The sequence below is a fragment of the Nocardia neocaledoniensis genome (genome assembly GCF_003182135.1).
Taxonomy (GTDB): Bacteria; Actinomycetota; Actinomycetes; order Mycobacteriales; family Mycobacteriaceae; genus Nocardia; species Nocardia neocaledoniensis.
On sequence record NZ_QGTL01000005.1, the window covers coordinates 154,342 to 180,366 of the forward strand.

A 26,025-nucleotide genomic window follows, 5' to 3' on the forward strand; every position below is an offset into this window, starting at 1 on the left:
GCCCGGCTCGAGTTCGGAAGGATTGCGGAAACTCACATGGTCGACGACAACAAGACCCTGGATTACCTGAAGCGACTGACGGTCGATCTGCGCCAGACCCGCAGGCGACTGCGCGAAGTCGAGGATCAGAAATCCGAGCCCATCGCCGTGGTGGGTGTGGGGTGTCGTTATCCGGGCGGGGTCGCCTCGCCGGAGGATCTGTGGAATCTGGTGGCGGACGGCGTCGACGCCATCGGTGAGTTTCCCACCGACCGCGGATGGGATGTGGACGGGCTCTACGACCCGGACCCGCGGGCCCGCGGGAAGTCGTACACCCGCTCGGGTGGATTCCTCTACGACGCGGCGGAATTCGACGCGGAGTTCTTCGGGATCAGCCCGCGCGAGGCCCTGGCGATGGATCCGCAGCAGCGGATCCTGCTGGAGACCGCGTGGGAAGCGCTCGAGCGCGCCGGGATCGACCCGGCGACCCTGCGTGGCTCCGACACCGGGGTGTTCGCCGGCGCGTCGAACGGCGAGTACGCCGACATGCTGCACGCGGGACCGGTGGATCTGCGCGGCTACCTGCTGACCGGCACGACCGGCAGCGTGGTGTCGGGCCGCGTCGCGTACGCGCTCGGTCTCGAAGGACCGGCGGTGTCGGTGGACACCGCCTGCTCCTCGTCACTGGTGGCGGTGCACCTGGCAGCGCAGTCGCTGCGCTCGGGGGAGTGCTCGATGGCCCTGGCTGGCGGCGTGACGGTCATGGGCTCGCCGGGCATGTTCGTGGAGTTCTCCCGGCAGCGCGGACTGGCGGCCGACGGCCGGTGCAAGTCGTTCGCGGCCTCGGCGGACGGGACGGGCTGGGCCGAGGGCGCGGGCGTGCTGGTACTGGAGCGGCTGTCCGACGCGCAGCGCCTCGGACACAAGGTGTGGGCGGTGATCCGCGGCACCGCGATCAACCAGGACGGCGCCTCGAACGGCCTGACCGTGCCGAACGGCCCCGCGCAGCAGCGGGTGATCCGGGCCGCGCTGGCCAACGGACGCCTCGCGGCAGACGACGTGGACGCGGTGGAGGCGCACGGCACCGGCACGGTGCTCGGTGATCCGATCGAAGCGCACGCCCTGCTCGCCACCTACGGTCACGACCGTGACCCGAAGCGGCCGCTGTGGCTCGGGTCGCTGAAGTCCAACATCGGTCACTCGGTGGCCGCGGCCGGTGTCGGCGGCATGATCAAGATGATCATGGCCATGCGGCACGGGGTGCTGCCGCCGACCCTGCACGTCGACGAGCCGACCCCGCGCGTGGACTGGTCCTCCGGCGCGATCGAGCTGCTGACCAGCAAGCGGGAGTGGCCCGGGGACGCGGACCGGCCGCGCCGGGCCGCGGTGTCCTCCTTCGGCATCAGCGGCACCAACGCCCACGTCGTCCTGGAACAGGCCCCGGCGGTCGAGCCCGCGGTGGGAGCCGACGTCGACATCGCGGAAGACGTCGCGGCTGTGCCGGTTCCGTGGGTGGTGTCGGCGAAGTCGGCGGCCTCGCTGCGCGCACAGGCCGCGCGGTTGCACGAATTCGTCGCCGCCGATCCCGCGCTGTCGGCCGCCGAGGTGGCGCATGCGCTGATCTCCACGCGCACGCTGTTCCCGCATCGGGCCGTGGTCGTCGGGACCGACCGCGCCGAGCTGCTGCGCCACCTGGCCACGGTGGCGGCCGGGGAACCGGCGCCCGAGGTCGCCGTCGGCTCCGCCGCGCCGGCGCGCGTGGGCGTGATGTTCGCCGGGCAGGGCTCCCAGCGCACGGACATGGGTCAGCAGCTGTACGCCCGGTTCCCGGCGTTCGCCGAGGCTTTCGACCAGGTCTGCGCCCACCTCGACCCGCTGCTCGGGCACTCGCTGCGCGACGCGATCAGCGTCGGCACCGATCTGGAGCAGACCCGGCTGACCCAGCCTGCGCTGTTCGCGGTCGAGGTGGCGTTGTATCGCCTGCTCGAATCATGGGGTGTCACCGCGGACGTGGTGTTCGGGCATTCCATCGGCGAGATCGCCGCGGCGCATGTCGCCGGCGTGCTGAGCCTGCCCGACGCGTGCACGCTCGTCGCGGCGCGCGGCCGGTTGATGCAGGACCTGCCCGCCGGCGGCGCGATGCTCGCGGTGCAGGCCGGGGAACAGGAGATCGCCCCGCTGCTCGACGGCGTCGACGGAGTCGATGTGGCCGCGGTCAACGGCCCAGCGGCCGTCGTGCTCTCCGGTCAGGCGGAGGCCGTGGACGCGCTCGCCGAGCAGCTGCGCGAGCGCGGGCGTCGCGTCAAGAGGTTGCGCGTCAGCCACGCCTTCCACTCCGCGCTGATGGCACCGATGCTGGCGCGGTTCGCCGAGGTGGTCGCGACGCTGCGCTTCGATCCACCCCGGATCCCGGTGATCTCGACCGTCACCGGCGCGGTGGCCGATCCCGGCCTGTGGTGCTCGCCGCGGTACTGGGTCGACCAGGTGCGCCGGCCGGTGCGCTTCGCCGACGCCGTGGCCGCGGCCTGGGCCGACGGCGTGGACACCTTCGTCGAGGTGGGGCCCGACGCGGTGCTGTCGGCGCTGGCCGCCGAGTGCCTGCCCGACGCGGCGACCATCGTGGCGACGCTGCGCCCCGAGCGGGACGAACCCGCCGAGATCCTCACCGCGCTCGCGCGTTTGTCGGTGCGCTCGGTGCCGGTGCGCTGGAGCGCGGTGCTCGCGGACCCGAGCCCGGCCCGGGTCGAACTGCCGACCTATGCCTTCGATCGCCGCCGCTTCTGGCTCGAACCCGCGCTCGGCGCCGCGGGCGTCGAGTCGGTGGGGCTCGGCGCGATGGGCCATCCGCTGCTCGGTGCCGTGGTCTCGGAAGCGCAGTCCGGCGACGTGCTGCTGACCGGCCGGTTGTCCGCGGCGACGCAGCCGTGGCTGGCCGATCACGTGGTCGGCGGATCGGTGCTGCTCCCCGGTACCGGTTTCGTCGAGCTGGCCCTGCGAGCGGGCGCCGAAACCGGATACCCGGTGATCGACGACCTGACACTGCACGCGCCGCTGCTGCTGCCCGCCTCGGGTGGCGTGCAGATCCAGGTGGTCGTCGGCGGGCCGGAGTCGGCCCAGCGGCCGATCGCGATCTACTCGCGCGGCGAGCACGACCCCGACGGCCAGTGGCTGCTGAACGCGCAGGGCCGGCTGACCACCCTCGACGACTCGGTCCCGCCGGCCATCGACGCCTGGCCACCCGCCGCGGCGACCGATCTCGACGTCGAGTCCGCCTACGCGGTCCTGGCGGAACGGGGCTACGAGTACGGCCCCGCCTTCCGGAGCGTGCGGGCGCTGTGGCGGCGCGGCTCGGAGGTCTTCGCCGAGATCGCCGTCGACGCCGGAAGTGGCGCGCGCGCCGAAGGGTTCGGGATCCATCCGGCCCTGCTGGACGGCGCGCTGCACGCGGGCCTGCTGGCCGGCGCCGTCGACAGTGCTGTGGGACAACAGGATTCGCCGTTCACGGTGGCGGCCGGGCAGGTCGTGCTGCCGTTCTCGTGGGAGTCGGTCGCGTTGCGCGCGGCCGAGGCGTCGGTGCTGCGGGTTCGGTTGGCCACCACCGGCTCCGCGGTGGCGCTGTCGGCGTCGGACGAGCAGGGTCAGCCGGTGTTGTCGGGCTCGGTGACGCCTCGCCCGGTACGGCTGGAAGAGCTGACCGCGGGGGCGAGCGCCGGGGGCGATCCGCTGCTGGAAGTCGTGTGGTCGCCGGTCGAATCAACCGTGCCCGCAGCGGATTTCGAGCCGGTTCTGTGGGACCGGCTGGACACGGAGGCCGCGGTGCCGCCGGTGGTGGTGCTCGAGGCCGGGACCGCGGCCGCCGCCGACGACGTGGTGGCCGCCACCCATGCGGAGGTCGCCCGCGTTCTCGCGGTGGTCCAGGCGTGGTTGTCGGAGGACCGCTTCGGCGCGAGCACGCTGGTGGTCGTCACCCGCGGCGCGGTCGCGGTGGCGGGGGAGGAGCTCACCGATCTCGCCGGTGCCGCCGTATGGGGTCTGGTGCGGTCCGCGCAGTCCGAGGATCCGGGCCGAATCATCCTGGTGGACACCGACGGTGACCTCGACGGCGGTGCCGCCGCGGCCATCGTGGCCGTGGCCGAGCCCCAGGTCGTCCTGCGGGACGGCGTCGCCCACACCGCGCGGCTCACCCGGCCCGCGCCCCTCGAGACGTCCTCGACCGCCGACTCGGCGTTCGGCACCGGAACGGTGCTGATCACCGGCGGCACCGGTGATCTGGGTGCCGTGGTCGCCCGGCACGTGGTGGCCGAGCACGGCGTGCGGTCGCTGCTGCTGGTGAGTCGGCGCGGACCCGGCGCCGAGGGCGTCGCGGCCTTGCGCGACGAGCTGGCGGAGTCGGGCGCGCGGGTGCGGGTGGTGGCGTGCGATGTCACCGACGCCGACGCGGTGGCAGGCCTGCTGGCCGACATCCCGGCGGAGTCCCCGCTGACCGGAGTGATCCACGCCGCCGGTGTGCTCGACGACGGGGTGATCGGCTCCCTGACCGCCGAGCGGGTGGACGCCGTTTTGGCGCCGAAGGCCGACGCCGCATGGCATCTGCACCGCGCGACCGCGCACCTGGACCTGACCGCGTTCGTGGTGTTCTCCTCGATCTCGGGCACCCTCGGTGGTCCAGGGCAGGGCAACTACGCGGCCGCCAACGCCTTCCTGGACGGACTGATCGCGCATCGGCGCGCCCGTGGGCTCGCGGGGCAGTCGCTGGCGTGGGGACCATGGGCACGCTCCGGCGGAATGGCCGGGCAGCTCGGCGAGGCCGACCTGGCCCGGATGAGCCGGGCCGGCTTCACCGCGCTGCCGGACGAGACGGCGCTGGCGGGCTGGCACACCGCGCTCGAACGCCGCACGCCGCACGCGGTGATCGCCACCGTCGACACCGCCGCGATCCGTACCGGCTCCGAAGCCGGGACACTGCCCCCGCTGCTGCGCGCGCTGGCGCCCGCGGTGCGTCGCTCCGGCGCGCTCGCCGTCGTGGGAGCGGGCTTACGGCACCGGCTTTCGGGCCTGGACGCCGGTCGGCAACGGCAGCTGGTGCTCGAGACCGTGCGTACCCACATCGCGGCCGTCCTCGGCCACGACGGCGCGTCGGCGATCGATCCCGATCGCGCCTTCCAGGACCTCGGCTTCGATTCGCTGGGCGCGGTCGAGCTGCGCAACCGCCTCAAGACCGCCACCGGCCTGTCGCTGGCGGCCGCGGTCGTCTTCGACTACCCGACCCCGCGGGCGCTGGCCGAGCACCTGACCGACGAGCTCACCGGCGCCGGGCACACCGTGGCGGTCACCGCCGCGCAGGACTTCGGCGGCGAACCGATCGCCATCGTCGGCATGGCATGCCGCTACCCGGGCGGGGTCGGCTCGCCCGAGGACCTGTGGCAGCTGGTGCTGACCGGGACCGACGCGACCTCGGAGTTCCCGGTGAACCGCGGCTGGGACACCGAGCGGCTGTACGACCCGACCGGGGAGACACCGCACACCACGTACACGCGTTCGGGTGGATTCCTGCACACCGCGGGCGAATTCGATCCGGCGTTCTTCAACATCAGTCCCAACGAGGCCGCGCTGATGGATCCGCAGCAGTTCCTGCTGCTGGAGACCTCCTGGGAGGCGTTCGAGCGGGCGGGCGTCGATCCCGCCCTGCTGCGCGGCAGCGCGACCGGCGTCTTCGCCGGCATGATGTACCACGACTATCCGGCCAACTCGAACGCGGGATCCATTGCCTCCGGCCGGATCTCGTACGTCCTCGGCCTGGAGGGGCCCTCGGTCACCGTGGACACGGCATGTTCGTCGTCCCTGGTGAGCATGCACCTGGCGGCCCAGTCGCTGCGCTCGGGTGAGTGCGATCTGGCGTTGGCCGGCGGCGTGACCGTGATGGCGACGCCGGAGACCTTCGTGGAGTTCAGCAGGCAGCGTGGACTGTCGCCGGACGGCCGGTCCAAGTCCTTCTCGGACGCGGCCGACGGTGTCGCCTGGTCCGAGGGCGCGGGCATGCTCGTGCTGGAACGGCTGTCCGACGCGCGCCGCAACGGCCACGACGTGCTCGCGGTGATCGCCGGTTCGGCCGTGAACCAGGACGGCGCGTCCAACGGGCTCACCGCGCCGAACGGTCCCTCGCAGCGGCGCGTCATCCGCCAGGCCCTGGCCAATGCCGGGGTCTCGGCCGTCGACGTCGACGTGGTGGAGGCCCACGGCACCGGCACGACGCTGGGCGATCCGATCGAGGCGCAGGCGCTGCTGGCCACCTACGGCCAGGAGCGGTCCGCGGACCGGCCGCTGTGGCTGGGGTCGCTGAAATCCAATATCGGTCACGCCCAGGCGGCGGCCGGCGTGGGTGGCGTGATCAAGATGATCATGGCGATGCGGCACGGTGTGCTGCCCAAGACCCTGCACGTCGATCAGCCGTCGACCAAGATCGATTGGTCCGAGGGACATGTCCGGCTGCTGACCGAGCCGGTGGCGTGGCCGGCGGAGGGAGATCGGCCACGACGTGCGGGCGTGTCCTCCTTCGGTATCAGCGGCACCAACGCGCACCTCATCATCGAGCAGGTCCCCGAGACGGTTGTCGCGCCGGTTCCCGAGGTCCGAACTGTTCCCGCAGTGCCGTGGATGCTGTCGGCACGCGGCGGCGAGGCGCTGGCCGCGCAGGCCGCGCGGCTGGCATCGCACGCGGCCGACCGAGATCCGCTCGACGTCGGGTTCTCGCTGGCGTCGACGCGCGGTGTCTTCGAGCACCGGGCCGTGGTGGTGGCCGAGGGCCGGGACGGTCTGCTCGCCGGCGTGCGGGCGCTGGCCGCGGGCGAGCCGGCGGCCGGCGTGGTGTCCGGCCGGGTGGCGCCGGGTTCGACGGGCGTCGTGTTCTCCGGGCAGGGTGCGCAGTGGGCCAGCATGGCGGGTGAACTCCGCGTCGCCTACCCCGTGTTCGCCGAGGTGTTCGATGCGATCGTCGCGGAGCTGGAACCGGCGCTGGGACAGCCGGTTTCGCTGACGTCCGCGCTGTCGGACGACGACCTGGTCGATCGGACAGTGTTCGCGCAGGCGGGGTTGTTCGCTTTCGAGGTGGCGCTGTTCCGGTTGCTCGAATCGTGGGGCGTGCGTGCGGATGTCGTCGCGGGTCATTCGATCGGTGAGGTCGCTGCCGCGCATGTGGCCGGGGTGTTGTCGCTGGCGGACGCGTGTGTGCTGGTGGCGGCGCGTGGCCGGTTGATGCAGGCGTTGCCCGCTGGTGGTGCGATGGTGGCTGTCGGTGCGCCGGAGGCCGAGGTACTCCCGCTGCTGACGGAGGGCGTGTCGATCGCGGCGGTGAACGGGCCGTCGTCGGTGGTGCTGTCCGGGGTTGAGGACGCGGTCGTCGCGGTGGTCGAGGCGTGCGCCGAGCGCGGTTGGCGCACCCGTCGTCTGCGGGTGTCGCATGCCTTCCACTCGGCGTCGATGGAGCCGATGCTGGGCGAGTTCGCTTCGGCGATCGAGGGTTTGACGTTCGCTCGGCCCACCGTTGCGCTGGTGTCCACGGTGACCGGCGCGGCCGTCGTCGACGAAATGAGCGACCCGGCGTACTGGGTCGGGCAGGTGCGGGACACGGTGCGGTTCGCCGATGCCCTCGCCACGATGGCCGGCTCGGGAGTCTCCCGATTCGCCGAGGTCGGACCGGATGCCGTGCTGACCCCGATGGTCGCCCAGACGCTCCCCGACGCCACGACCGTCGCGGTGGCCCGCCGCGACCGCGCGGACGCGACGACCGTCACCGGTGCGGTGGCCGCGCTGTTCGTGGCGGGCGCCGAGGTGAACTGGTCCGGCTGCTACGCCGGAACGGGCGCGCGGCGAATCGAGTTGCCCACCTACGCCTTCCAGCACGAACGGTTCTGGCTCGACGCCAAGCGGATGCTGGCACGGTCCTGGCTCGGCGCCGAACTGGGCGGTGCCTCCGCGGTCGGGCTCGACGCGGCGGAACACCCGCTGCTCGGCGCCGTCGTAGCGCACCCCGAGTCGGGCGCGGTGAGCTTCACCGGCCGGTGGTCGCTGGACTCGGTGGCCTGGCTGGCCGACCACAGCGTGCTGGGCACGGTGTTGCTGCCCGGCACCGGCTTCGTGGAACTGGCCGCACACGTCGGTGGCCTGCTCGGCTGCGACATGGTCGACGAACTCGTCCTGCACACGCCGCTGACCCTGACGGCCGACGGCGATGTCGCCGTGCACGTCGTGGCGGCGGCCCCGGACGAAGCCGGACGACGGCGCCTGAGCGTGCACTCGCGCAGGCAGGCCGCGGATGCCTGGGTGCTCCACGCCGAAGGCGTGCTCGCCCCCGCCGGCGAGGCGGCGGACTTCGACCTCGCCACCTGGCCACCGGCCGACGCGCGGCCGCTGGACGTCGACGGTGCCTACGACGACCTGCTCGACATCGGCTACGGCTACGGCCCCGCCTTCCAGGGCCTGCGGGCCGCGTGGCAGCGCGACGACGAGGTGTTCGCCGAGGTCGCGCTTCCGGATCCACAGGACGCCAAGGGTTTCGGCATCCACCCCGCCCTGTTCGACGCCGCGCTGCACGCCGCGATCGTGCACGGCCTGCGCGGCGGCGTCGACGGATTCCCCGCGCTCCCGTTCAGCTGGAACCGCGTGCTGCTGCACGCGGCGGGCGCCGCGGCGGTCCGCGTCCGGATCGTGCTGCGCGGCGACCGCTTCTCGGTCCAGCTGGCCGATCCGCGGGGCCGACCCGTCCTGTCGGTCGGCGCGTTGATCTCCCGGCCGGTCTCGGCCGATCGGCTGAGCGCGGGCGCGGTGTCGGACGCCCTCTTCGGCGTGGAGTGGGTTGCCGCCGCGTCGTCCACGGCGCAGGTCGAGCCGGACCGGGTGGTGGTACTCGACGGGCGCGGTGAGGATCTCGCGGCGTTGATCGCCGAGCTGGACGCGAACCCCGATGCCCTGCCGCCCGAACTCGTGCTGCTCGAATGCCCCACTGCCGAGGGCGCGCCGCCCGTGGCGGCCCGCCGGATCGCGATCGAGGTGCTCGACACGCTGCGTGGCTGGCTGGCCGAACCTCGTTTCGCCGGTTCGCGTTTGGTGGTTGTGACGCGCCGTGCGGTGGCCGTCGCCGATGACGAGTCGGTGGACTTGGCCCAGGCACCGGTGTGGGGTTTGCTGCGGGCCGCGCAGGCCGAACACCCGGGCCGGTTCCAGCTGCTGGATCTGGACGCCGAGGGTGACCCACGCGCCGCGGCGGCCGCTGCCGCGACCGAACCCGAGGCCGCCGTACGCGGAACCACCGCGTACGTCCCGCGCCTGCGCCGTCACGCGCCCGGTGCGCACGTCCGCTCGACCGAGCCTGGCACCGTGCTCGTGACCGGTGGAACGGGTGGACTCGGCGCGGTGATCGCCCGGCACCTGGTGGCCGAACACGGTGTCCGCCGGCTGCTGCTGACCTCGCGGCGTGGTCCCGACGCTCCGGGGGCCGCCGAGCTGCGTGCCGAGCTGACCGAGCTCGGCGCCGACGTCACCGTCGCCGCGTGCGACGTGTCGGATCGGTCCGCGCTGGCGGCATTGCTGGACGGCCTCGCGGTCGAGCATCCCTTGACCGGCGTCGTCCACGCGGCGGGGACCTCGGACAACGGGCTGATCGAATCGATCACGGCCGAGCGTCTCGATCACGTGTTCGCGCCCAAGGTGGACGCGGCATGGCATCTGCACGAGTTGACCAGGGACGCGCCGCTGTCGATGTTCGTGTTGATCTCGTCCGCGGGCGGCTTGGTGCTGGCGGCGGGGCAGGCGAACTACGCCGCGGGGAATGTCTTCCTCGACGCGCTCGCCGCCCACCGGCGGAGTCTCGGATTGCCCGCGACAGCGGTGGACTACGGGCTGTGGGCCCGATCGTCGGGACTCGGTGTCGAACTGAGCGACGACGACTTCGAGCGCATGCGCCGCCAGGGCTTCCCCCCGCTGACCGAGGCGGACGGCCTGGCGCTGTTCGACGCCGCCATCGCGACCGACACCGCCCAGCTGGTGGCCTTGCGGGTCGACGCAGCGATGCTCCGCACGCGGGGCGAGCAGATTCCCGCGCTGGTCCGCTCGTTGGCGCCGGCCCCGGCCCGCCGCCAGACCAGGACCGCCGCCGGTCAGGCCTTCGCGCTCGAGCTGGCCGGTCTGACCGAGACCGACCGCGCGCGTGCCCTGCTCGATCTCGTGCGATCGGTGGCCGCCGCGACCCTCGGACACGCGTCGGCCGAGGCCGTCGAACCGACGCAGGCGTTCCAGGAACTCGGCTTCGACTCCCTGACCGCCGTCGAGTTCCGCAACAAGCTCAATGCCGCCACCGGCCTGCAGCTGCCGGCCACCCTCGTCTTCGACTACCCGAGCGCGCAGATCGTCGCCGAGCACCTCGCGTCCCAGCTCACCGGCACCGCAGTGGCCGACGAGCCGGTGATCAGCCGGGTCCGCACGGGCGACGACCCGATCGCGGTGGTGGCCATGAGCTGCCGCTACCCCGGCGGCGTCGCCTCCCCCGAGGACCTGTGGCACCTGGTCACCTCCGGCACCGACGCCACCGGCGAGATGCCGTCGGATCGCGGCTGGGATCTCGACGGCATCTACGATCCGGAACCGGGCACGCCGGGCAAGACTTACACCCGGCAAGGCGGATTCCTCTATTCCGCGGCGGAATTCGACGCCGACTTCTTCGGGATCAGCCCCAACGAAGCCACCATGATGGACCCGCAGCAGCGGTTGCTGCTGGAGATCTCGTGGGAGGCGCTGGAGCGCGCCGGTGTCGACCCGGCGAGGCTGCGCGGCAGCGCGACCGGCGTCTTCACCGGCCTGATGTACCACGACTACGCGCAGCGCACCGGCTCCGGCAGCGGTGCCGCGGGCAGCCTGGTGTCGGGCCGGGTGTCCTATGTGTTCGGTCTGGAAGGACCGTCGGTCACCGTGGACACCGCGTGCTCGTCCTCGCTGGTGGCCCTGCATCTGGCCGCGCAGTCGCTGCGGTCCGGCGAATGCGATCTGGCGCTGGCCGGTGGCGTGGCCGTGATGGGCACCCCGGACATGTTCCTCGAGTTCGGCAGGCAGCGGGGACTGTCGCCGGACGGGCGGTGTAAGTCGTTCTCCGACAGCGCCGATGGCGTCGGCTGGTCCGAGGGCGCCGGTGTCCTCGTCCTGGAACGGCTCTCGGACGCCCGTCGCCACGGCCACGAAGTGCTCGCGGTGCTCGCGGGTTCGGCGGTGAACCAGGACGGCGCGTCGAACGGCTTCTCGGCGCCGAACGGGCCCTCGCAGCAGCGGGTGATCCGGCAGGCACTGGCCAACGCGGGTGTGGCACCGGCCGACGTTGACGTGGTCGAGGCCCACGGCACCGGCACGACGCTGGGCGATCCGATCGAGGCGCAGGCGCTGCTGGCCACCTACGGTCGGGAGCGGGCCGAGGACCGGCCGCTGTGGCTGGGCTCGCTGAAGTCGAACATCGGTCACGCGCAGGCCGCCGCGGGGGTCGGCGGCGTGATCAAGATGATCATGGCGATGCGCCACGGGGTCCTGCCCAGCACCCTGCACGTCGATCGTCCCAGCACCAAGGTCGACTGGTCCGAGGGCCATGTCCGGTTGCTGACCGAGCCGGTGGCGTGGCCGGAGGTGGATCGGCCGCGGCGTGTGGGGGTGTCCTCGTTCGGGATCAGCGGCACCAACGCCCACCTCATCGTGGAGCAGGCTCCGCCCACCACGGTGCCGGCCGAGGCGCCGGCGCCGGTGTCGGGACCTGCGGCGCGGCCGTGGGTGATCTCGGCCCGCAGCGCGGAGGCTCTCGCTGCGCAGGCGGCCCGGCTGGCGGAGCGGGTCGGTGACCACGACTCGGCCGACGTCGGCTTCTCCCTGGCGGCCACCCGCGCGGTGTTCGAGCACCGCGCTGTCGTCGTGGCCGAGAACCGGGAAGGTCTGCTCGCGGGCGTCCGTGCGCTGGCCACCGGCGATCAGGCACCCGGCGTGGTGTCCGGTCGTGCCGCCGCGGGATCCACCGGGTTCGTCTTCTCCGGTCAAGGCGCGCAGTGGGCGGGCATGGCCGACGGATTGCGGGCGGCGTATCCGCTGTTCGCCGAACACTTCGACGCGATCGTGGCGGAGCTGGATCCGCTGCTGGGACAAACCGATTCGCTGACTGCGGCGCTGTCGGACGATGCTCTCGTCGACCGGACCGTCTTCGCGCAGGCGGGTCTGTTCGCGTTCGAGGTGGCGCTGTTCCGGCTGCTCGAATCATGGGGTCTGCGGCCCGATGTCGTGGCTGGTCATTCGATCGGAGAGGTCGCGGCCGCGCACGTGGCCGGAGTGCTGTCGTCGGCGGACGCGTGTGTGCTGGTGGCCGCGCGCGGCCGGTTGATGCAGGCGCTGCCCGACGGCGGCGCGATGTTCGCCGTCGGGGCCGCTGAGTCGGACGTGCTGCCGCTGCTGGTGGACGGCGCGGTCTCGATCGCGGCGGTCAACGGGCCGGCTTCGGTGGTGCTCTCCGGCAGCGAATCCGAGGTCGTCGCCGTCGCCGCGCAGTGCGCCGAACAGGGATGGCGCACCACCCGTCTGCGTGTTTCGCACGCCTTCCATTCGGCACTGATGGAACCGATGCTGGCCGAGTTCACCTCGGCCATCGAGGGTTTGCGCTTCGGGAAGCCCACCACCGCGCTGGTGTCGACGGTGACCGGCGCCCGGATCACCGAGGAGATGACCGATCCCGCCTACTGGGTCGGCCAGGTCCGCGACACCGTGCGGTTCGCCGACGCGGTCACCACGATGGCGGAGCTGGGTGTTTCCCGATTCGCCGAGCTCGGCCCCGACGCGGTGCTGACCCCGATGATCACGCAGACCCTCGACAGCGGGGACGACACCGCCGCGACGGTGGCCGCGCTGTCACGTCGGGGCGGGGCCGAGCTGGCGAACGGCCTGGCGAAGGTGTTCGTCGCCGGCGCGGACGTCGACTGGGCGGGCCTGTACGCCGGTACCGGAGCGCGGCGAATCGACCTGCCCACCTACGCTTTCCAGCGCCGCCGGTACTGGATGCCCGCGGGCTCCACCGGTGACGCGCGGGCCCTGGGCCTGGTGGCGACCGCGCATCCGCTGGTCTCGGTGGTGGTGTCGCAGCCGGACTCCGAGGCGATGATCGTGACCGGTCGCCTGTCGGTCCAGACGCATCCGTGGTTGGCCGACCATCTCGTGCTGGGCACCGTCGTGTTCCCCGGCACCGGATTCGTCGAGCTCGCCCTGTACGCGGGAGAGCGGGTCGGCTGCTCGACCCTCGACGATCTGGTGCTGCGCGCCCCGCTGGTGCTGTCGGAATCCGGGGGAGCCGCGGTGCGCATCGTGGTCGATCCCGCGGACGAGACCGGCCGGCGCGGGGTCCGCGTCTTCTCCAGCCCGGACGGTGACGACGACGCGCCGACCTGGTCGCTCCATGCCGAAGGTGCCCTCGCACCGACCGCGGCCGTACCCGCCGTGGAACTCACGGCGTGGCCGCCCACGGGCGCGCGGGCGCTGAACGTCGACGGCCTCTACGACGAGCTGCACGATGCCGGCTACGGGTACGGTCCCGCCTTCCAGGGTCTGCGCGCGGCATGGCAGCGCGGTGAGGACGTGTTCGCCGAAGTCGCGCTCGCCGATCCACAGGACGGCCGGACGTTCGGCGTGCATCCGGCGCTGCTCGACGCCGCGCTGCACGCCCTGCGCCTCGCCGGCCACCTGCGCGCCGAGGACGCGGGCCCCGAGCTGCCGTTCGAGTGGTCCGGCGTCACGGTGCACGCGGCGGGCGCCGGCGCGCTGCGGGTGCGGTTGACCCGGCTGGGTGACCGCGCCGTGGCCGTGGATCTGGCGGACGCGACCGGTGCCCCGGTCGCGACGGTGCGGCGGCTGTCGTCGCGGCCCATCGATCCCGCGCAGCTCACCACCGGCGCCGCCATCGCCCGCAGCGCCGTGTTCGAGGTCGAGTGGACGCCGATCACGGTGACCGGCACCGGAATCGACGCGGTCTCGTGGGCCGAGCTGGATGACGAGACGCCCGCGACGGTGGTGCTGGACTGCCCGGCGGGCACCACGCCGGACACGGTCCGCGGCGCGACGAACGAGGTGCTGCGGGTTCTGCGGTCGTGGCTCGGTGACGAGCGCTTCGACGAGTCGAACCTGATCGTCCGGACCAGCGGTGCGGTCTCGGTGGCCGGGGAGGACGTGCCGAACCTCGCGGGCGCCGCCGTGGCAGGCCTGGTCCGCACGGCACAGGCCGAGAGTCGCAGCCGAATCATCTTGGTGGACAGCGATTCCGACATCGATGGACTGTTGGGTGGAATCCTGGCCGCCGAGGAGCCGCAGGTGGCGGTGCGCGGCGGGCAGGTCTTCGCCGCGCGACTCGTCCGGGCGACACCCTCGTCGGCCACCGGCGAGCCCTTCGCGCCGGACGAGACCGTCCTGATCACCGGCGCCAGCGGCTATCTCGGCGGGTTGTTCGCCCGCCATCTGGTGACCACACGTGGAGCGCGCCACCTGTTGCTGCTGAGCAGGCGCGGCGCGTCCGCTCCCGGAGCGGCCGAACTGCGCGACGAGCTGCGGCAGCTCGGGGCCGAGGTCGAGTTCGCCGCGTGCGACGTCGCCGACCGTGCCGCGCTCGCCGCGGTGCTTGCCGCTGTCCCGGGGGACCGTCCGCTCGCTGGGGTGTTCCACACCGCCGGTGTGCTCGACGACGGCGCGATCGCCGCGCTCACCCCCGACCGGATGGACGCGGTCCTGCGGCCGAAGGTCGACGCCGCGCTGCACCTCGACGAGCTGACCGCCACACTGCCGCTGCGGGCATTCGTGCTGTTCAGTTCGGCGGCAGGCACTTTCGGCAATCCCGGCCAGGGCAACTACGCCGCCGCCAACGCCTGTCTGGACGCCGTGGCAGCGCATCGCCGGGCGTCCGGGCGTCCCGGACAGTCGCTCGCCTGGGGCCTGTGGGGCGCCGACGGCGGCATGGGCGCCGAGCTCGGGGACACCGAGCGCCGCCGGATGTCCCGGTCGGGCCTGCTGCCGCTGACGGCCGAACAGGGCCTGGCGCTGTTCGAGGCCGCCGCCGGAATCGACGCGGTCGCACCCGTGCTGGCCCGGCTCGACCTGGACGGCATCCGCACCACCGGGTCCGCGACGGCCCTGCTGTCGGCGCTGACTCCGGCCCGTCGCCGCGCCGCCTCGGCCGGCGGCTCGGAGCTGCGCACCCGGCTGGCCGCCACCCCCGAGGGCGAGCGCCTCGGTGTCCTCGTCGACGCCGTCCGCGGTCAGGTCGCGGCGACGCTGGGCCACCGCAACGCGCACGCGATCGCCCCCGACCGGGCCTTCATCGAACTGGGCTTCGATTCGATCTCCGCGGTCGAGTTCCGCAACGCGCTCGCGACCGCGACCGGCCTGCGGCTGCCCGCGAGCGTGGTGTTCGACTACCCGTCACCCCGGGCGCTGGCCGAACACCTGGCCGGCGAGCTTGCCGACCACCAACTCGCCGTCCCGGAGCGGTCCCCGCACAAGGCGCCGGCGACCCGGCACCTCGACGAACCCATCGCCATCGTCGGCATGGCGTGCCGGTACCCGGGCGGCGTCGGTTCCCCCGAGGACCTGTGGAATCTCGTCGCGACGGGGACGGACGCGGCGTCGCCGTTCCCGGCGAACCGCGGCTGGGACACCGATCGGCTCTACGACGCGGCCGGGGAGAAGCCGAACAGCACCTACACCCGCGAGGGTGGATTCCTGCACACCGCAGGCGAATTCGATCCGGCGTTCTTCAACATCAGTCCCAACGAGGCCGCGCTGATGGATCCGCAGCAGTTCCTGCTGCTGGAGACCTCCTGGGAGGCCTTCGAGCGGGCCGGGGTCGACCCGGGCGCGCTGAAGGGCAGCCGGACCGGCGTCTGGGTCGGCATGATGTATCACGACTACCCGGCCAACGCGAACGCGGGATCCATTGCCTCCGGGCGGGTCTCGTATGTGTTCGGGTTGGAGGGGCCGTCGGTCACGGTGGACACGGCGTGCTCGTCGTCGCTGGTGGCCATGCATTCGGCCGCGGCCTCGCTGCGGACCGGCGAATGCGACCTGGCGCTGGCCGGCGGCGTGACCGTGATGGCCACGCCGGAGACGTTCGTGGAGTTCAGCAGGCAGCGCGGGCTGTCGGCCGACGGCAGATGCAAATCCTTCTCCGACAGCGCCGACGGTGTCGGTTGGGCCGAAGGCGTCGGCATCCTGGTGCTGGAGCGCCTCTCCGATGCCGAGTGCAACGGTCATCAGGTGCTCGCCGTGCTGACCGGATCGGCAGTGAACCAGGACGGCGCGTCGAACGGGCTGACCGCGCCGAACGGCCCCTCGCAGGCGCGGGTGATCGGGGAGGCGCTGGCCAACGCCGGAATCGCGCCGACCGAGGTGGACGTGGTGGAAGCCCACGGCACCGGGACGACGCTGGGCGACCCGATCGAGGCCCAAGCCGTCTTGGCCACCTACGGCCAGGGGCGTGCCGAAGACCGGCCACTGTGGCTGGGGTCGCTGAAGTCGAACATCGGTCACGCGCAGGCGGCGGCCGGTGTCGGCGGGGTGATCAAGATGGTCATGGCGATGCGGCACGGCGTGCTGCCCAGGACGCTGCACGTGGAAACGCCCAGTTCCAAGGTGGATTGGTCGCAGGGGCACGTCCGGCTGCTGACCGAATCCGTGGCGTGGCCGGCGGTGGATCGGCCGCGGCGGGCGGGGGTGTCCTCGTTCGGGATCAGCGGCACCAACGCGCACGTCATCATCGAACAGGCCCAGACGGCGGCGCAGGAGCCGGCGGGCACCGTGCCCGCAGCCGATCTGCTGCCCTGGGTGATCTCTGCTCGCAACGGACAGGCGCTGGTGGCGCAGGCCGAACGCCTGGCTTCGCAGGTGGCCGAGCGGGATCTGGATCCGGTGGACGTGGGCTTCTCGCTGGCGTCCACGCGCGCGGTGTTCGACCACCGTGCCGTCGTCCTGGCCGGGGATCGGGCCGGGCTGGTCGCGGGAGTGCGGTCGTTGAGCCGTGGCGAGAACGCCCCCGAGGTGGTGTCCGGCCGGGTGGTGCCGGGTTCGACGGGTGTGGTGTTCTCCGGGCAGGGGGCGCAGTGGGCCGGGATGGCGGTGGAGTTGCGCGCGGCGTATCCGGTGTTCGCCGAACATTTCGACGCGATCGTCGCAGGGCTCGATCCGCTGCTGGGACAGCCGGTTTCGCTCGAAGCGGCGTTGGTGGACGAGAACGCGGTCGATCGGACGGTGTTCGCGCAGGCGGGGTTGTTCGCGTTCGAGGTGGCGCTGTTCCGGCTGCTCGAGTCGTGGGGTGTGCGTGCGGATGTCGTCGCGGGTCATTCGATCGGTGAGGTCGCTGCCGCGCATGTGGCCGGGGTGTTGTCGCTGGCGGACGCGTGTGTGCTGGTGGCGGCGCGTGGCCGGTTGATGCAGGCGTTGCCCGCCGGTGGCGCCATGGTCGCGATCGGTGCGTCCGAGGTCGATGTCCTGCCGTTGCTGGCCGGCGCCGACGGGGTGTCGATCGCGGCGGTGAACGGTCCGTCGTCGGTGGTGCTGTCCGGCGTCGCCGACGCGGTGCACGCCGTCGCCGACCGGTGCGCCGAACGTGGCTGGCGCACACACCGTTTGCGTGTGTCGCATGCGTTCCATTCGGCGTTGATGGCACCGATGCTGGCCGAGTTCGCCTCGGCGATCGAGGGTGTGACCTTCGGGCGGCCCACCATGGCGTTGGTGTCGACGGTGACCGGTGCCCGGGTCACCGAGGAGATGGCCGATCCGGCGTACTGGGTCGGGCAGGTTCGGGACACCGTCCGGTTCGCCGACGCGGTCGCCACGATGAGCGATCTGGGTGTGTCGAGGTTCGCCGAGGTGGGCCCCGACGCGGCGCTGGCGCCGATGATCGCGCAGATCACCGAGACCGGGCAGCAGGCCACCGCCCCGGCGATCGTGCCCACGGCGCGTCGCGGTCACGCCGATGCGGCCACGGTGTCGAAGGGGGTGGCCGGGCTGTTCGTCGCCGGCGCCGCCGTGGACTGGGCCGCGCTGTACGGCGGTGGCCGGCGCGTCGACCTGCCCACCTACGCCTTCCAGCACGAGCGGTTCTGGCTCGATCCCCGGCAGGTGCTGGCGAAGTCGTGGCTGGGCGCCGAACTCGGCGGGGTCGGTTCGGCGGGCCTGGCGCCGGTGGAACACCCGCTGCTGGGCGCGATGGTGGCGCATCCGTCCTCGGGGGAGGTGATCTTCACCGGCCGGTGGTCGGTGGACTCGATGCCCTGGCTGGCCGACCACAGTGTGCTCGGCGTGGTGCTGCTGCCCGGCACCGGATTCGTCGAGCTGGCGAGCTACGTCGGTGGGGTCCTCGGCTACGAGGTGGTGGACGAGCTCGTCCTGCAGACCCCGTTGACGATGCCCGCCCAAGGCAGCGTCGCGGTCCAGGTCGTGGTCGCCGCCGACGAGGCGGGACGCCGTCGGCTGACCGTGCACTCGCGGCAGACCGACGAAGGACCGTGGGCACTGCACGCCGAAGGTGTTCTCGCCCAAGGTGATCCGACCCCCGGCTTCGATCTGGCCGTGTGGCCGCCGACCGATGCCGAGCCGACGTCCCTCGTGGGCGCCTACGACGACCTGTTCGATCTCGGCTACGGCTACGGCCCCTTCTTCCAGGGTCTGCAGACGGCCTGGCGGCGTGGCGACGAGCTGTTCGCCCAGGTCGCGCTGCCGGACCCCCGGGACGGCACCGATTTCGGCGTTCACCCGGCGCTGCTCGACGCCGCGCTGCACGTGGGGATCGTGCACGGTCTCCGCGACGGTGTCGGGGACTTCCCGGCACTGCCGTTCACCTGGAACCGCGTGGTGTCGCACGCCAAGGGCGCGAGCGCGGTGCGGGTGCGGATCGTGGTCGACGGCACCAGGTTCGCGGTACAACTCGCCGACGGCGAGGGGCGCCCGGTGCTGTCGGTCGGCGCGCTGGTGTCTCGGCCGGTCTCGGCCGATCGTCTCGGCGTCGACCACGGCCCGGAATCCCTCTTCCGGCTGTCCTGGAATCCCGTCGCCGCGCCCGCCACGACCGTGGCGCCCGACCGTGTGGCGACGCTGCGCTGGAGCGGCGACACCGACGCGGTGCGTCACTACGGTGATCTCGCGGCACTGGTCGCAGACCTCGACGCGAACCCGGACGCGGCCGTCCCCGAGATCGTGCTGCTCGCGAGCCCGAGCGACGACGCCGCGCCGCCGCAGGCGGCTCACGGGGTGCTGACCGAAGTCTTGGCGACCATCCAGGGCTGGCTGACCGAATCCCGTTTCGCCGGTTCTCGTTTGGTGGTGACGACCGGACACGGCATCGCCGCCACCGAGGCCGATCCGGTGCGGCTCGACCAGGCTCCCGTCTGGGGTCTGGTGCGGGCCGCGCAGGCCGAGCACCCCGGTCGCTTCCAGCTTCTCGACCTCGACGGCGCGCACGATCCGATCGCCGTCGCGGCCGCGGCCGCCGCCGCGGAACCCGAAGCGGCGCTGCGTGCCGGGACGTTGCTGGTACCGCGACTGGACCGCCACGTTCCCGGCGCGGCCACTCCGTCGCTCGCGGCGGGCACCGTGCTGGTGACCGGCGGCACCGGTGGGCTCGGCGCGGTGCTCGCCCGGCACCTGGTGACCGAACACGGTGTGCGCCACCTGCTCCTGACGTCGCGACGCGGCCTGGACGCGCCCGGTGCTCCCGCACTGCGCGACGAACTCGTCGCGCTCGGCGCGCGGGTCGACGTCGCCGCCTGTGACGTGGCGGATCGCAGCGCGCTGGCCACCCTGCTGGCCGGCATCGCGGACGAGCATCCGCTGGTGGGCGTCGTGCACGCGGCCGGCGTCGCGGACAACGGCGTCATCGAGGCGATGACGCCCGACCGGATCGGGAAGGTGTTCGGGCCCAAGGCCGATGCCGCGTGGCATCTGCACGAACTCACCCGCGATGCCACCCTGTCGCTGTTCGTCCTGGTGTCCTCGGCGGGCGGGCTGGTCCTGGCCGCCGGGCAGGCCAACTACGCGGCGGCGAACGTCTTCCTCGACGCCCTCGCGACGCACCGCCGCGCGCTCGGGCTGCCCGCCACCGCGATCGACTACGGCCTGTGGGCACGCGCGAGCGGTCTCGGCGTCGAGCTCTCCGACGACGACTTCGACCGGATGGCCCGGCTCGGCTTCCCGCCGCTGACCGAGGCCGAGGGCTTGGCCCTGTTCGACGCCGCGATCGCCACCGAGACCGCCCAGACCGTGGCGCTGCGGGTCGACCCGGCGGTCCTGCGCACCCGAGGCGAACAGATCCCCGCCCTGCTGCGGGCACTCGCGCCCGTTCCGGCGCGCCGGGCGACCCGGACCGCGGCCGGGCAGGCATTCGTTCAGCGGCTCGCCGGTCTGTCCGGGGACGAGCGGGGCGCCGCCCTGCTCGAACTCGTCCGCGACACCGCCGCGGAGGTGCTCGGGCACGGCTCCGGCGCCGCCATCGAACCGCAGCAGGCGTTCCAGCAACTCGGGTTCGACTCGTTGGGCGCCATCGACTTCCGCAACAGGCTCAATACCGCGACGGGTCTGCACCTGCCCGCCACGCTGATCTTCGATTTCCCCAACCCGCGACTCGTCGCCGAGCACATCGATGCCGAGTTCACCGGTACCAGCCGGGACGTGGGCGTCACCACGGGAACGGCGGTCGGCGACGACCGGATCGCCGTGGTGGCGATGGGGTGCCGCTACCCGGGCGGCATCACCTCACCGGAGGATCTGTGGCGGCTGGTCGCCGCCGGTGGGGAGACCACCGGCGCGCTGCCGGACGATCGAGGCTGGGACATCGAGGGCCTCTACGATCCCGAGCCGGGCAAGGCAGGCAAGACCTACACCCGTCACGGTGGATTCCTGTACTCCGCAGCCGATTTCGACGCGGACTTCTTCGGGATCAGTCCCAATGAAGCGCTGCAGATGGATCCGCAGCAGCGGGTACTGCTCGAGGTCTCGTGGGAGGCGCTGGAGCGGGCCGGTGTCGATCCGGGCGCGCTGCGGGGCAGCTCGACCGGCGTGTTCACCGGCGTGATGTACCACGACTACGCCCAGGGCGCCGGGACCGGCAACAACGCGGGCGGCAGTCTGGTCTCCGGCCGCATCGCCTACACGCTGGGCCTGGAAGGCCCCGCGGTATCGGTGGATACGGCCTGTTCGTCGTCGCTGGTCGCGGTGCATCTGGCCGCGCAGTCGCTGCGGACGGGGGAGTGCGACCTGGCGCTGGCAGGCGGCGTGGCCGTGATGTCCGCGCCGGACATGTTCCTCGAGTTCAGCCGCCAGCGCGGACTGTCCCCGGACGGTCGCTGCAAGTCCTTCGCCGACGCGGCCGACGGCGTCGCCTGGGCCGAGGGCGCGGGTGTGCTGGTGCTCGAGCGGTTGTCCGACGCCCGGCGCCACGGTCACGCGGTGCTGGCGGTGCTCGCGGGCTCGGCGGTGAACCAGGACGGCGCGTCGAACGGCTTCGCCGCCCCGAACGGGCCGTCGCAACAGCGGGTGATCCGCCAGGCGCTCGCGAACGCCGGGGTGCCCGCGATCGAGGTCGACGCGGTAGAGGCCCACGGCACCGGCACGACGCTGGGCGATCCGATCGAGGCGCAGGCGCTGATGGCCACCTACGGCCGGGATCGCGATGCCGCGCGGCCGCTGTGGCTGGGCTCGCTGAAATCCAACATCGGGCACGCGCAGGCCGCCGCCGGTGTCGGTGGCGTGATCAAGATGGTCATGGCCATGCGCCACGGCGAGCTGCCGCGCACCCTGCACGTGGATCAGCCGTCCACGAAGGTGGACTGGTCCGCGGGACAGGTCCGCCTGCTCACCGAGCCGGTGTCGTGGCCGGAGGTGGATCGGCCGCGTCGCGCGGCGGTGTCCTCGTTCGGGCTCAGCGGCACCAACGCGCACCTCATCATCGAACAGGCGCCCGCGGCGGACCCCGTGGACGGGCACCGGACCGATCCGGCGGGCGGCGTCCTCCCGTGGGTGCTCTCCGCCCGCGGCGCCGACGCGCTCGCCGAGCAGGCCGCCCGGCTGGCCGCGCGGGTGGCCGATCACCGGGACGATCCGATCGATGTGGGCTTCTCCCTGGTCGATTCGAGGATGCTGTTCGATCACCGGGCCGTGGTGCTCGCGACCGAACCGGCCGCGCTGGTGGCCGGGACCCAGGCACTGAGCCGGGGCGAGGCGCTGCCGGGCGTCGTGTCCGGCCGCGTGGTGCCGGGGTCGACGGGTGTGGTGTTCTCCGGGCAGGGGGCGCAGTGGGCCGGGATGGCCGTCGAGCTGCGTACGGCCTGTCCGGTGTTCGCCGAACATTTCGACGCGATCGTCACTCAGCTCGATCCGCTGCTGGGACAGCCGGTTTCGCTCGAAGCGGCGTTGGCGAGCGAGGAGCTGATAGACCGGACGGTCTTCACCCAGGCGGGGTTGTTCGCGTTCGAGGTGGCGCTGTTCCGCCTGCTCGAGTCGTGGGGTGTGCGTGCGGATGTCGTCGCGGGTCATTCGATCGGTGAGGTCGCGGCCGCGCACGTGGCCGGGGTGTTGTCTCTCGAGGACGCGTGTGTCCTGGTGGCCGCGCGCGGCAGGCTCATGCAGGCGCTGCCCGCCGGTGGCGCGATGCTCGCCGTGGGCGCCGCCGAGGCCGACGTGACGGCGTTGCTGTCCGGCGCGATCTCGATCGCGGCGGTCAACGGGCCAGCGTCGGTCGTCTTGTCCGGTAGCGAGGACGAGATCCGCACGATGGCGGCACTGTGCGCCGAACGTGGCTGGCGCACACACCGTTTGCGTGTGTCGCATGCGTTCCACTCGGCGTTGATGGAGCCGATGCTGGCCGAGTTCGCTTCGGCGATCGAGGGTTTGGTGTTCGGTCGGCCCTCGATCCCGTTGGTATCGACCGTGACCGGTGCCCGGGTCACCGAGGAGATGACCGATCCGGCGTACTGGGTGGGTCAGGTTCGCGACACGGTCCGGTTCGCCGATGCGGTCGCCGCGATGGCGGAGCTGGGCGTGTCTCGGTTCGCCGAAGTCGGGCCGGACGCCGTGCTGTTCCCGATGATCAACCAGATCGTCGAGGAGTTGACTGTGCCCGTGGTGCCGTCGGTGGTGGCGCCGGCGCGCCGGGGCCGGGCGGATGCCGCCGCCGTGCTCGCCGGGGTGGCGGGGTTGTTCGTCACCGGCGCCGAGGTCGACTGGGCCCGCCTGTACATCGGGACCGGAGCTCGGCGCGTCGACCTGCCGACCTACGCCTTCCAGCGTCAGCGCTACTGGCTCGCCCCCGGCGCCGCCGCCGCTGGTGACGCCAGGTCGATGGGTTTCGCCGCCACCGGGCACCCCCTGGTGTCGGCCGTGGCGTCGCAGCCGGAATCCGACACGATCGCGCTCAGCGGGCGACTGTCGGTCCGGACCCAGCCCTGGCTGGCCGACCACGCGGTCATGGACACCGTGCTGGTCCCCGGCACCGGACTGGTCGAACTCGCGATGCACGCGGGCGAACAGCTCGGCTGCCCCGCGCTGGACGAACTCGTCCTGCGGGCGCCGCTGGTGCTCCCGGACGCGGCCGGTGCGGCCGTGCGCGTGGTGGTCGACGCCGAGGACGCGGCCGGTCGTCGCCGCGTGCGGATCTTCTCCCGCACCGACGACGCCGTCGACACGCCCTGGACGGTGCACGCCGCGGGTGCGCTCGCGACCGAGAGCGACAGCACCGCCGTCGATCTGGTGGCCTGGCCGCCCGCGGACGCGGTGCCGGTGGATATCGACGGGGTCTATGACGCCCTCGACGAGCAGGGATACCACTACGGCCCGGTCTTCCAGGCCCTGCGCGCGGTCTGGCGCGGCGACGACGGGCTGTACGCCGAGGTCGCGTTGCCCGAGACCGCGCGCGCGGAGGCGAACCGGTTCGGTATCCATCCCGCGCTGCTCGACGCGGCGTTGCACGCCTTGCGTTTCGCCGACGGATCCGCCTCGGCGGACAGCGGTCTGGTGCTGCCGTTCGAGTGGTCCGGCGTCACCGTGCACGCGGCGGGAGCCGACGCGCTGCGAGTCCGGCTGACACGGATCGGTGAGCGCGGGGTCGCGCTGGACCTGGCGGATTCGACCGGTGCCGCGGTGGCGACGGTGCGGCATCTGGCCTCGCGGCCGATCGATCCCGCACAGCTCACCGCGGGTGCGCCCCTGGCCCGCACGGCTGTCTTCGATGTCGACTGGTCACCGATCACGGTGTCCGAGAACGAGATCGAGGCCGTCGCCTGGTCCGACCTCGGCGCGGCGGAGCAGGCGCCGCCGGTGGTGGTCCTGGACTGCCCGTCGGGCAATGATCCCGTCACCGTCCGCGCCGCCATCCATGCGGTGCTCGCGGTGCTGCAGGACTGGCTCGCCGAGCCACGGTTCGGCGAGTCCGTGCTGGTGGTCGCGACCACGGGCGCGGTGTCGGTGGCCGGCGAGGACATCACGAATCTCGCCGGTGCCGCGGTCGGCGGCCTGGTGCGGGCCGCGCAGTCGGAGCATCCCGGCCGGATCGTCCTGGTCGACAGCGATGCCGGCCTCGACGGTGTGCTCGGCGGGATCCTGGCCGCCGAAGAGCCTCAGGTGGCCGTCCGCGGCGGGCGCGTCCATGTCGCGCGACTCGCCCGCGTCGCGGCAACGGACGCGCACGCGCCCGCTTCGTTCGATCCCGACGAGACCGTCCTGATCACCGGCGCCGGTGGCTATCTCGGTGGGCTGTTCGCCCGGCACCTGGTGGCCGCGCGAGGTGTCCGGCGCCTGCTGCTGCTCAGCAGGCGCGGTGCGTCCGCGCCCGGCGCGACCGAGCTGCGCGAGGAACTGCGGCAGCTCGGCGCCGAGGTCGAGGTCGTCGCGTGCGATGTCGCCGACCGTGCCGCGCTGGCCGCGGTGCTGGCCGACGTGCCCGCCGAGCATCCGCTCACCGGCGTGTTCCACCTCGCCGGCGTGCTCGACGACGGCGCCGTCGCGTCGCTCACCCCGGCCCGCGTGGACGCGGTGTTCGGGCCCAAGGTCGACGCGGCCCTGCACCTGCACGAGCTGACCGCCGAGCTGCCGTTGCGCGCGTTCGTCGTGTTCAGTTCGGCGGCGGGCGTCTTCGGCAACGCGGGGCAGGGCAACTACGCCGCGGCCAACGCCTGCCTGGACGCGCTCGCGGCGCACCGCAGGGCGGCCGGGCTGCCCGGCACGTCGCTGGCCTGGGGCCTGTGGAACATGGACAGCGGGATGGCGGCGGAGCTCGGTGCCACCGAGCGGCGCCGGATGTCGCGGTCGGGCATGCTGCCGCTGTCGGCGGAGCAGGGACTGACCCTGTTCGACGCGGTGACCGAGCTGGCCGTGGCGGCGCCCGTGCTGGCCCGCCTGGATCTCGACGCCCTGCGCGGCGCGGGATCCGCGGTGCCGGCGCTGCTGTCCGGGCTGGTCCCGCAGCGGCGGAAGGCGGCCTCGGGGGCGTCGGCGGCGCTGCGGGCGCGGTTGACGAGCACGCCCGAGGGCGAACGCCTCGACGTGTTGGTGGAGATCGTGCGCGGTCAGGTCGCGACGATTCTGGGGCACGGCAACGCGAACGCCATCGCGCCGGATCGGCCCTTCAGTGAGCTGGGCTTCGACTCGATCTCCGCCGTCGAGTTCCGCAACGCCCTCGTGGCGGCGACGGGGCTGCGGTTGCCCGCGACCGCCGTGTTCGACTACCCGTCACCGCGGGCGCTGGCCGACTACCTGCTCGGCGAGCTGGGCGGCCAGCCGGCGCCGGAACCGGCGACGGAGCTGTCGGAGAACAGCATTCGCGACGCGCTGCGGACCATTCCGCTCGCCCGCCTGCGCGAGGCGGGCCTGCTGGACGCACTCATGAAGTTGACGAACGGGCAGGACAGCCAGGACGACGTCGAGGAGACCGTCACCGAGGAGTCGATCGACGACCTCGACATCGACGGCTTGATCGACCTGGCCTACAACAACGCCTCCGAGGACTGAAGGACC

1 protein-coding gene is annotated in these 26,025 nt (G+C 72.8%); it reads left to right on the forward strand.

The genetic code is table 11. From position 1 onward, the window contains the following. Positions 1 to 36 precede the first annotated feature (36 nt). On the forward strand, positions 37 to 26,019 hold the full coding sequence (locus DFR69_RS35260; protein ID WP_244198291.1) for a type I polyketide synthase: 25,983 nt from the start codon (positions 37 to 39) through the stop codon (positions 26,017 to 26,019). Positions 26,020 to 26,025: the final 6 nt, after the last annotated feature.

Excerpts from the sequence above, each read along its gene's own strand:
- DFR69_RS35260 (WP_244198291.1), top strand. The coding sequence starts at position 37 with ATGGTCGACGACAACAAGACCCTGGATTACCTGAAGCGACTGACGGTC.